The 3,361-nt window shown below is 67.2% G+C and carries 2 protein-coding genes and 1 pseudogene; all 3 read right to left on the reverse strand.

The window, feature by feature from the left end:
- Positions 1 to 33 precede the first annotated feature (33 nt).
- Positions 34 to 666, reverse strand: coding sequence for a DUF4232 domain-containing protein (locus U9980_RS12945; RefSeq protein ID WP_322768132.1), 633 nt, complete (start codon positions 664 to 666; stop codon positions 34 to 36).
- A gap of 37 nt (positions 667 to 703) precedes the next feature.
- A pseudogene (locus U9980_RS12950) lies at positions 704 to 1,830 on the reverse strand (amidohydrolase family protein).
- 257 nt (positions 1,831 to 2,087) lie between these two features.
- On the reverse strand, positions 2,088 to 3,361 hold a 1,274-nt coding region (locus tag U9980_RS12960; RefSeq protein ID WP_322768135.1), incomplete at its 5' end, for a cytochrome P450.

A 3,361-nucleotide genomic window follows, 5' to 3' on the forward strand; every position in this document is an offset into this window, starting at 1 on the left:
GCCAGGCCGATCTCTGGCACCCCACCGGCGTTCTCACCGGGTGAGCGCGGAAATCTGGAGCTGGTGGACGGACGGGCTTGCGCACACCGTTTCTGGTCCGTTGCCCGGCAGCAGCAGTGCCGTCAGGTTGGCCGGCGGGTAGACACGAAGACCGACGGCCTCGGCGGTCTGGTACGGCTCCTCGCACCCGGCCTGTATACCGGTGTGAATCATCGCGAGAACGCCGGTCACGTGCTGCCCGGGCAGCAACGGGACCGGCATACCAGGACCACCGGTGCGATCTGCGGCGGCACCGAGCTGACGGCCACCGGCGTCGACGTACGACACACCGGGAAAGCCCCCGATCACGCAGGATGTGGCGCCGATGTTGGTCAGGATGATCTGCTCGTAGCTGTGCCCCGCAGCGTTGTCCAGGTTGGCGGCGCTCACCCGCAGGTTCACGGTCAGGCAGCCATGCCCCGGGTCAGCCGCCGTGGAACCGACGGCTGACCCGGACGTCGCACCGGGCGGGAACACCGTCCGGACGGCCGATGATGGCGATGGGGAGCGACCCGACGCCGGTGTCGCCGCCACACCGCCCGCGCTGGAAGCACATCCCGTACTGACCGCCATCAGTGCCACGGCAACCGCGATGCGTGCGACCCACTCGCGGGCCGGCCGCGACATGCTGTGCGCTCCGCCGTTCACACCAACCTGCCCCCTTCTACTCGGGCGGGGAGCTGACGTGCGGGAACAGCTCCTCGAACGCACCGCGGGTGATGCGGTGGCGTACCTCGGGCGTCACCCCGTCGAAGAGCTCGCGTAGCGTCTTCTGAGTATGACCGAAGGTGCCCTCCAGGTGCGGGTAATCGCTTCCGAACATCACGTTCCGGTAGCCCATCGCCCACAGCGCCGCCGGCGCTGACTCGTCGTGCTGGAATGACGCGTACACCTGGCGGTAGAGGATCTGTTTGGGTTCGCGGGACAACTTTGGTCGCACGAACGCGGCGTGCTGGCGGTACCCCTCGTTGAGGCGGTCGCCTACGAACGGCACCCAGGTCGCCCCGCCCTCGGAGATGAGGATCTTCAGGTCGGGGTGACGGTCGAGGGCGCCGCCGCCGACGAGCTTGGCCGCCGTCCGCTGTCCCTCATAGGAGGTCTCCAGGAGGTTGAGAACGGCACCGCCGGGCCCGCGGTACAGCACGCGTTCATTATTTTCGGTACCGATATGGAAGCCGAGAACCATCCCTGCCTCTTCTGCGGCCGCCCACAACGGCTCCCATGAGAGGTCATTCCAGTCCTTCATACCGGGCGGTGTCCCGGTGGGAAGAGATACTATTTTCAGCCCTACCGAGGCGGCGTGCTGAACCTCCGCCACCGCGTCGTCGATCGAGAGCAACGGCATGAGCCCGGCAGGCACGAGCCGGTCGGGGGCAGCGCCCTGGATCTCTGAGACGAGCCACTCGTTCTCAGCCCGGGCCGCATCCCGGACGAGCACGGAGTCCTCGATCATGTTCGACCACAGGCCGAGCGAGGCGTACACCACCTCCGCCCAGATGCCCTCGTTGTTGAGATCGACCAGGCGTGCCTTGACATCGCGGGCGCCCGGTGGTCGGTGTGACATCTCCGCTATCGTCTCGCCACTGGCACCCCTACCGTCATGACCTTCGGCAGGGTACGGCGAAAACTCTTGCCGTCGACGTGGACGATCTCCTCGTTCTCGCCGACCTTCTCGCTCCGTGGCATCCGCTCCGCCTGCTTCGCCGGCAGGATCTGGAACCACAGGTCGTCCGGTTCGAGGAAGTGCGAGTCGCCCGAGTGAGCCCAGATCTTTGTCGTACCTTCGTTCATCGTGACCTCCGTGCCGGCCAGGTCGGGTCCGGCGGGTAGCGCGAGCCGTCCGTGCGGAGCTGCCGCACCCACGATAAATCGAACAATCCGCTGATGCATTCGGGTGCCAACCTCGGAAGCCGGGCGGGTTCAAGCGGGGGAACAGTCCCATGGAGCGGCGACGAACCACGGTGGACCTGAGCCGGCCATGTGGTCAGCCGCGCTCCTGCTGCGCTGCGAACTCCGCCATCCACGGGTTGGACGCCGTGGACGGTCGGTCAATCCCGAAGGCGGACCGGAAGGGTGTCCAACCCGTGGATGGCGACCGTGTCGCGCCAGACGGGTTCGTCGGTCAGCGACAGTCCGGGTACGCGGCGTAGGAGGGTGTCCACGGCGATCTGGGTCTCCAGCCGGCCGAGATGCGCGCCAAGGCAGTAGTGGAGCCCTTCGCTGAACGAAAGGTGGCGCGGCGCGGGGGTGCGGCCGGCGAACCGGGTGATGTCCAGACACTCCGGATCGGTGTACACGGCAGGGTCGCGGTTAGCGGCGGCGGTCAGGACGACGATGCCGTCCCCCCGCGCGAACGTGTGCCCGGCCAACTCCCGTTCTGCCAGCGCGACCCGATGGGTGAACTGCACAGGCGGCTCGTAGCGGAGCAACTCGTCGACGGCTGGCGCCGCGAGATCGGGATCGGCAAGCCAGAGCGCGATCTGGTCGGGGTTGCGCAACAGGGCCACGACACCCTTGCCGATCAGGTCCGAGACGGTCTCGTACCCCCCGATCAGCAGCCCCACGGACAGCCCGAGCGCCTCCCTGCTGCTCAGTTCGCCGCGGTCCTCGGCCGCGCACATCCCGCTCAGCATGTCGTCGCGAGGATCCTTGCGCCGCTGCGCGAGTAGCGCCGCGAAGTACGCCTCGAACTCCCGCATGGCCTCCGGCCTGCGCGCCAGGCTCTCGGGTGACTGCAGGATGTCCGGATCTGTGCCACGGACGATCTCCAGCGACCACTTCTGGACCGCTGGGTAGTCCTCGGGCGGGATGCCGAGCATGTCACCGATGACGGTAAGCGGCAGTGGCCGTGCGAACGCCTCCATCAGGTCGACCTCGCCGGCCTCGATCGCCGTGTCGAGCAGCGTATTGACGAGGTCCTCGATCTGCTGTCGGAGCCCCTCGGTGTTGCGCGGGACGAACGCCCGTTTGACCAGTCCTCGCATCCGGGTGTGGTTCGGCGGGTCCATCCGCAGCATCGATCCCGGCACGTCGTCGGGAGCCACTCCTGGACGGAAGGGGTTGATGCCCTCCTCGTAGCCGTGGCCCCACAGCGCGTCCGTGAAAACCGCCGAGCACTCCTCGTAGCGGGTCGCCATGAGAATATCCGGCCTGATCGGGTACAGCGCGGCGAAATCGCGGACGGCCGCGTACCGCGGGTAGGGGTTGGCTCGATGCATGGGATGAAAGGCGTCGAAGACAACCTGCGGCGCAGTGGACACGTCCACGCCCTTCTCTCGGCACGAATGTCTCGAAATCATCTCACCGGGATGCTGCCAATTAC

This window comes from Protofrankia sp. Cr1 (assembly GCF_963555865.1).
In the GTDB taxonomy this organism is placed as follows: domain Bacteria; phylum Actinomycetota; class Actinomycetes; order Frankiales; family Frankiaceae; genus Protofrankia.

Bases quoted from the DNA above. Each gene is read 5' to 3' on its own strand.
- U9980_RS12945 (WP_322768132.1), bottom strand. From the start codon at position 666: ATGTCGCGGCCGGCCCGCGAGTGGGTCGCACGCATCGCGGTTGCCGTG.